This window comes from Streptomyces sp. NPDC059853, assembly GCF_042731495.1.
In the GTDB taxonomy this organism is placed as follows: domain Bacteria; phylum Actinomycetota; class Actinomycetes; order Streptomycetales; family Streptomycetaceae; genus Streptomyces.
The window spans coordinates 1-6711 of the sequence record NZ_JBHWJL010000287.1 but is presented as its reverse complement, the minus strand read 5'-3'; the positions used below and the strand labels follow the sequence as shown (position 1 = coordinate 6711).

General features: G+C 73.2%; 6 protein-coding genes and 1 pseudogene. 5 read left to right on the top strand and 2 right to left on the bottom strand.

Annotated elements, in window-relative coordinates; all coding sequences use genetic code 11:
- The coding region (locus ACFV5N_RS22855; RefSeq protein ID WP_385602920.1) for a glycosyltransferase at window positions 1-408 on the top strand (408 nt) is incomplete at its 5' end.
- A gap of 35 nt (window positions 409-443) precedes the next feature.
- On the opposite strand, the gene ACFV5N_RS22850 is transcribed toward ACFV5N_RS22855, so the two are convergent.
- Window positions 444-902: a peptidoglycan-binding protein gene (locus ACFV5N_RS22850; protein ID WP_385602917.1), complete on the bottom strand. Its 459-nt coding sequence runs from the start codon at window positions 900-902 to the stop codon at window positions 444-446.
- Window positions 903-1281: 379 nt separating this feature from the next.
- Here ACFV5N_RS22850 and ACFV5N_RS22845 point away from each other — a divergent pair, with 379 nt between their 5' ends.
- The 4 genes from ACFV5N_RS22845 to ACFV5N_RS22830 all read left to right on the top strand — a co-directional run bounded on the left by ACFV5N_RS22845 (window position 1282) and on the right by ACFV5N_RS22830 (window position 6474).
- Entirely contained in the window at window positions 1282-2787 is a 1506-nt protein-coding gene (locus ACFV5N_RS22845) for an MFS transporter (RefSeq protein ID WP_385602914.1), read from the top strand.
- Between the two features lie 119 nt (window positions 2788-2906).
- A complete protein-coding gene (locus ACFV5N_RS22840) occupies window positions 2907-4727 on the top strand; it encodes a DEAD/DEAH box helicase (protein ID WP_385602911.1) in 1821 nt (606 codons plus the stop codon).
- Between the two features lie 203 nt (window positions 4728-4930).
- A complete protein-coding gene (locus ACFV5N_RS22835) occupies window positions 4931-5575 on the top strand; it encodes an IclR family transcriptional regulator (protein ID WP_375066213.1) in 645 nt (214 codons plus the stop codon).
- 92 nt (window positions 5576-5667) lie between these two features.
- Window positions 5668-6474, top strand: a complete 807-nt coding sequence (locus ACFV5N_RS22830) for a S16 family serine protease (protein ID WP_385602907.1) — start codon at window positions 5668-5670, stop codon at window positions 6472-6474.
- A 93-nt stretch (window positions 6475-6567) separates the two neighbouring features.
- On the opposite strand, the pseudogene ACFV5N_RS22825 reads toward ACFV5N_RS22830, so the two are convergent.
- A pseudogene (locus ACFV5N_RS22825) lies at window positions 6568-6711 on the bottom strand (4-hydroxyphenylpyruvate dioxygenase); the annotation flags it as partial.

Below are 6711 nucleotides of genomic sequence, written 5' to 3'. Positions count from 1 at the left end.
CCCCTGGACGGTTCGGAACCCCGCTCGAAAATCCATCAAACGGACCGGGTTACGCAGCCGCTGCTACAGGAGTGCGCCGATCTGTTCATCACCCACGGCGGCTACAACAGCATCCGCGAGGCGGTGCGCACCGCCACGCCCATGGCCGTCATCCCCAACTTCGGGGACCAGCCGCACAACGCCCGCCGGGTGGCGGAACTCGGCCTGGGCCGGCACCTCACCGGCGCCCCGGACCCCGACACCCTGGCCGACGCCTGCCGGCTCATCCTGGACGACCGCGCCATGACGGCCCGGCTGCGCGCCGCCCGCCTCGCGATGCTGTCCCTGCCCGACCTGGCCCAGGCCCCGGCGGACCTCGCGGAGATCGTCACCGGCCACCGCCTGGTGCCGCCCCGCGTCCCCGCGTGAACCCGCCGCCGCGGCCCGTCAATCGGCGGCCGCTCTCAGCACCAGCCGGCGCAGGCGTTGGCGAACCGCTTGAACGCGGCCTGGGTGCCCGACCCGGCGATGCCGTCGATGGCGCCCGTGTAGCCCCAGCTGTTCTTCAGCAGACGCTGGAGTGCCTGGATCGTGCCCGGCCCGACGATCCCGTCGATCGAGCCGGTGTAGCCCCAGTGCCTCTGGAGGTTGCGCTGGAACGCCTTCCAGCTGTTGGTGCCCAGCTGGCCGTCGATGGCGCCGGTGTAGCCCCAGTTCGCCTTCAGCCAGCACTGCACATTCTTGGCCTGCTGGGTACTCAGGCCCAGATTGACCACCGCGAGCGGCGAGACCACCTCGCCGCTCACCGCTGCCGTCTCGCCCTGCGCGGCTGCCGCCGGTCCGGCGGTGGCCAGGCTGCCGGCGCCCACCGCGAGGACGGCGGTCGTGGCGACCAGCGACTTCATCAGAATCTTCGATCGCATTCTCTGCTTCCCCTGTGTGATCGCGAGGGGCAGCACCCGGCGCGGCTCGCGATGGTGTTCCCCCTCTTGGACGACGCGCGCGGGGGCGACCTCGGTCACGGTTCCGACCCCTCGGCCCGGGCGCACGGACGGATCTCGCTCCCCAGCGAGTTCCGCCGCGGACAACAGTGGCGGCTGCGGGTGCCCGGTGAACAGTCGGACTTCGGACATCTGCTGCGGAAGGCAATCAGCCAACCATAGCTGGCCAGAAACACTCCAACGGTGTGCTGAAGGCTCAACCGGGCGTGCTTCCGCCATCGTGCCGGCCCCCGTATCGGCCTCCGGTCCTGGGTCGCACCGCCTATGGGCCCGGGGCCGGGGGTTCCTTACGGTGTGACGTATGACCGAGCCCGCACCGCCGACGCCGTCGTCGGCCCCGACCGCCCCCGCCGTCCCGACCGCCCCCGCGCCCCCCGCCGCACCGCCCGCCGCACCGCCCGCCGCACCGCCCGCCGCACCGCCCGGCGGCGGTGTGCTCAGCGGCCCGTACCGGGCGCTCACCCTCGGCTGCGTGAGCACCATCCTGCTCATCGCCTTCGAGGCCATGGCCATCGGCACCGCCATGCCGGCCGCCGCCGACGCGCTGGACGGCGTCGCCCTGTACGCCTTCGCTTTCTCCGCCTACTTCACCACCTCGCTCCTCGGCATGGTCCTCGCCGGACAGTGGTGCGACCGCGGCGGCCCGGTCGGCCCGGTCGTCACCGGCATCGGCGTCTTCTCCGGCGGACTGCTGCTGTCCGGCGCCGCCCAGAACATGCTCACCTTCGTCGCCGGCCGCGCCGCCCAGGGCGCGGGCGGCGGGCTCGTGATCGTCGCCCTGTACGTCGTCGTACGGCGCGTCTACCCCGAGCAGCTGCGCCCGGCGGCGCTCGCCGCCTTCTCCGCCGCCTGGGTCGTGCCCTCGCTCCTCGGCCCGGTCATCGCCGGAGTCGTCACCGAACACTTCGGCTGGCGCTGGGTGTTCCTCGGCATCACCGTGCTCGTCGTGCTGCCGCTGGCCATCATGCTGCCGCCGCTGCGCCGCAGCGCCTCGGGACCGCCCGCCGAGGGCGCGAAGAAGTTCGACGCCCGCATGCTGCGGCTGGCCGCCGCCGTCGCGCTCGGCGCCGGGCTGCTCCAGTTCGGCGGGCAGGAACTGCGCTGGCTCTCCGCCCTGCCCATCGCGGCCGGGATCGTCCTGGCGGCGCCCGCCGCACTGCGGCTGCTGCCCCCCGGCACCTTCCGCGCCGCCCGCGGACTGCCGTCCGTCATCATGCTGCGCGGCCTCATCTCCGGCGCGTTCATGACCACCCAGACGTTCCTGCCGCTCATGCTGGTGACCGAACGCGGGCTCTCCATCACCCAGGCCGGGCTCGCCCTCGCCGTCGGCGGCGCCGTCTGGGCGCTGGGCTCCTACGCCCAGTCCCGGCCCCGCCTGGAGCCGCACCGCTACCTGCTGGTGCGGGTCAGCACCGTGCTGATCCTGTTCGCCGTCCTGGCCACCCCGCTCGTCCTCATCGAGGCCGTCCCGGTCTGGACACCCGCCGTCACCCTCGCCATCGGCTGCGTCGGCATGGGCTACACCGTCTCCTCGGTCGGCGTGCTGGTGCTGCGGCTCTCCCGCCCCGAGGAGGCCGGCGGGAACGTGGCCTCGCTCCAGGTGTGTGACGCGCTGTCCAATGTGGTGATGCTCACGGCCGTCGGCAGCGCCTTCGCCGCGCTCGGCGGCAGCACCACCGCCGTCGAGGACGCCTCCGCGGTGGGCCCGGGGGCCTTCGTGGTGGTGTACGCGGCGGCGGCCGTCGTCGCCGTCCTGGCCGTCCTCACCGCCGGACGAGTCGCGACAAAGGGGGATATAGCGAATTGAAGTCCGGGTATCCGGGGCGGGCCGCCGGCACGCCGCCCGCCCCGGACACCCGGGTACGCTGGCGCGGTCCGTGTCCTCGCCACCCACCCGCCACCGCCCCCGTCCACCCCCCGGAGACCGTGACTACCACCGCCGCTTCCGCCACCACGGCCGCGTCCGCCACCCACTCCTCCCACCTCTCCCCGGCCTTCCCCGGCCGCGCCCCCTGGGGCACCGCGAGCAAACTGCGGGCCTGGCAGCAGGCGGCGATGGACGCGTACGTACAGGCCCAGCCCCAGGACTTCCTGGCCGTCGCCACCCCCGGCGCCGGGAAGACCACCTTCGCGCTGACCCTCGCCTCCTGGCTGCTGCACCACCACGTCGTGCAGCAGGTGACCGTGGTCGCCCCCACCGAGCACCTGAAGAAGCAGTGGGCCGAGGCCGCCGCCCGGATAGGCATCAAGCTCGACCCCGAGTACAGCTCCGGCCGGCTCGGCGCCGAGTACCACGGCGTGGCCCTCACCTACGCGGGCGTCGGGGTCAAGCCGATGCTGCACCGCAACCGCTGCGAGCAGCGCAAGACCCTGGTGATCCTGGACGAGATCCACCACGCCGGCGACTCCCGCTCCTGGGGCGAGGCGTGCCTGGAGGCGTTCGAGCCCGCGACCCGCCGGCTGGCGCTGACCGGCACCCCGTTCCGCTCCGACACCAACCCCATCCCGTTCGTGGCCTACGCCGACAACGGGGACGGCATCCGCCGCTCCGTCGCCGACTACACCTACGGCTACGGCAGCGCGCTGGCCGACGGCGTCGTGCGGCCCGTCATCTTCCTCTCCTACAGCGGCAGCATGCGCTGGCGCACCAAGGCGGGCGACGAGATCGCCGCCAAGCTCGGCGAGCCGATGACCAAGGACGCCACCTCCCAGGCGTGGCGCACCGCGCTGGACCCCAAGGGCGAGTGGATGCCGGCGGTGCTGAGCGCCGCCGACCGGCGGCTGACCGAGGTACGGCGCGCCATCCCGGACGCCGGGGGTCTGGTCATCGCCACCGACCAGGACTCCGCGCGCGCCTACGCCAAGCTGATCCGCGAGATCACCGGGGAGCGCGCCACCCTGGTGCTGTCGGACGACGGCGGCGCGTCCCAGCGCATCGACGACTTCCGGAGGTCGGACGACCGCTGGATGGTGGCGGTGCGGATGGTGTCCGAGGGCGTGGACGTGCCCCGGCTGGCGGTCGGGGTGTACGCCACCACCATCTCCACGCCGCTGTTCTTCGCCCAGGCCGTGGGCCGCTTCGTGCGCTCCCGGCGGCGCGGCGAGACCGCGTCCGTCTTCCTGCCCACCATCCCGACGCTGCTCGGCTTCGCGCACGAGATGGAGGTCGAGCGCGACCACGTCCTCGACAAGCCCAAGAAGGGCGGCGACGAGGAGGATCCGTACGCGGAGGAGGCCGATCTGCTCAAGGAGGCCGAGCGCGAGCAGGACGAGCCGGACGGTACGGACGACCAGTTGCCGTTCGAGGCCCTGGAGTCGGAGGCCGTCTTCGACCGGGTGATGTACGACGGCGCCGAGTTCGGGATGCAGGCGCACCCGGGCAGCGAGGAGGAGCAGGACTACCTGGGCATCCCGGGGCTGCTGGAGCCGGACCAGGTGCAGATGCTGCTCCAGAAGCGGCAGGCCCGGCAGATCGCGCACAGCAAGCGGCGCCCGGACGACCAGGCCGATCTGCTGGAGGTGCCGGCCGAGCGCCGTCCGGTGGTCACCCACCAGGAGATGATGGAACTGCGGCGCGAACTGAACGGCCTGGTGGGCGCGTACGCGCACCAGTCGGGCAAGCCGCACGGGGTGATCCACACCGAACTGCGCCGGGTGTGCGGCGGTCCGGCCACGGCCGAGGCGACGGCGGGGCAGTTGCGGCAGCGGATGGCCAAGGTGCGGGAGTGGGCGACCCGGATGCGGTGAGCCCGGGGCCGGCTGCCCGGTGCCCGGTCACCGGGTCACCGGGCCGCCGCGACCGGGGTGTTCGACGCGTTCGACAGCGCCGCAGCGGAAGAAAACCGGTCGAATACCGTGCCATCCATGCTCGAATACTGGACAACCCCTTCCGCTGAGCGGTAACGCTGGATAAGTTCCCGGTCACGCTTTGGCAGCCGAAAGGGGGCGTCGTGACTGCGGAGACCTCTCAGACGCTCGACCGGGGACTGCGGGTCCTCAAACTGCTCGCCGAGACCGACCACGGTCTGACCGTCACCGAACTCTCCAAACAACTCGGCGTCAACCGCACGGTCGTCTACCGGCTGCTGGCCACCCTCGAACTGCACGCCCTGGTCCGCCGCGACACCAGCGGCCGGGCCCGGGTGGGCGTCGGGGTCCTCGGGCTGACCCGCCAGGTCCACCCGCTGGTGCGCGAGGCCGCGCTCCCCGCGCTGCGCGCGCTGGCCGAGGACGTCGGCGCCACCGCCCATCTCACCGTGGTGGACGGCAGCGACGCACTCGCGGTCGCCGTCGTCGAACCGAGCTGGACCGACTACCACGTCGCCTACCGGGCCGGGTTCCGCCACCCGCTGGACCGGGGCGCGGCCGGCCGGGCCATCCTGACCGGCCGCTGCAAGGACATCCAGGACGAGGAGGGGTTCGTGCTCACCCACGGCGAACTCGAAGCCGGTGCCAGCGGAGCCGCCGCGCCGCTGCCCCGTGACTGCGGCATCGAGGGCAGCGTCGGCGTCGTCATGCTCAACGAGGCGATACCCCCGGACATCGGCCCGCGCGTGGTGCGCGCCGCCCTCGAAGTCGCCGCCGTCCTGCGGTAGCCGGGCCCCGCCGGGCCCGCCGCCGTCCCCGGGCCCGCCGCCGCCCTCGGCCGCGTGCGGGCGCCGCCGCGCGGTGCGTTAGATTCGGCGGCATGTCCGCCCTCACCAAGCAGTTGACCGGCCCCCGCCGTACCTGGGCGCTCGCGGTGTGCGGCGCCGTGTTCGCCGCGCTGCTCGCGGTCGCCGCCTTCGCGCCGCTGCCGTTCTCCGTCGCGTACCCCGGGCCCACCGCCGACGTGCTGGGGGAGAGCGAGGGCGAGCCGGTGATCACCGTCACCGGCGCCCCGGTGCGCGAGCCCGAGGGCGAACTGCTCATGACCACCATCACCGCCACCGCGCCGGACGCCTCCGTCACCCTCACCGATGTGCTCGGCGGCTACCTCGCCTCCGACCGCGCGGTGCTGCCCACCGAAGCGGTCTACCCGATGGGGGACTCGGTCACCGAGATCCAGGAGCACAACCGGGCGCAGATGACCGAGTCCCAGCACGCGGCCGTCGCCGCCGCTCTCCGTCATCTCGGCCGCGAGGACGAGGACATCGAGGTCACCCTCCGCCTCGACTCGGTCGGCGGGCCCAGCGCCGGGCTGCTGTTCGCGCTCGGCATCATCGATCTGCTGGAGGGCGACGGCCGGGGCGGCGACCTCACCGGCGGCGCCGTCATCTCCGGCACCGGGACCATCGAGGCGGACGGCACGATCGGCCCGGTCGGCGGCGTACCGCTGAAGACCCAGGCCGCGGAACGGGACGGCGCCACCGTCTTCCTCGTCCCCCGCGACGAGTGCGACGCGGCCGCCGCCAACCTCCCCGACGGGCTCCGGCTCATCCCGGTGACGACCCTCTCCGGCGCCGTCGAGGATCTGCGCGCCCTCGCCGACGGCGGCTCCGTGCCCAGCTGCTGAACCCGCCCGCGGCCGGCCGCCGCCCGCGCCCGGGCCACAGGAAACCGCCCCCGCGAGTGCAGGTCGCGGGGGCGGTTGTGGGGGGTGGTGTCCTTACAGATTCCCCCGCCGCGCCTGTTCACGCTCGATTGCCTCGAAGAGAGCTTTGAAGTTCCCTTTGCCAAATCCCAGCGATCCGTGCCGCTCGATCATCTCGAAGAAGACCGTTGGGCGATCCTGTACGGGCTTGGTGAAGAT

Bases quoted from the DNA above. Each gene is read 5' to 3' on its own strand.
- ACFV5N_RS22850 (WP_385602917.1), bottom strand. From the start codon at position 902: ATGCGATCGAAGATTCTGATGAAGTCGCTGGTCGCCACGACCGCCGTC.
- ACFV5N_RS22830 (WP_385602907.1), top strand. From the start codon at position 5,668: ATGTCCGCCCTCACCAAGCAGTTGACCGGCCCCCGCCGTACCTGGGCG.
- ACFV5N_RS22845 (WP_385602914.1), top strand. From the start codon at position 1,282: ATGACCGAGCCCGCACCGCCGACGCCGTCGTCGGCCCCGACCGCCCCC.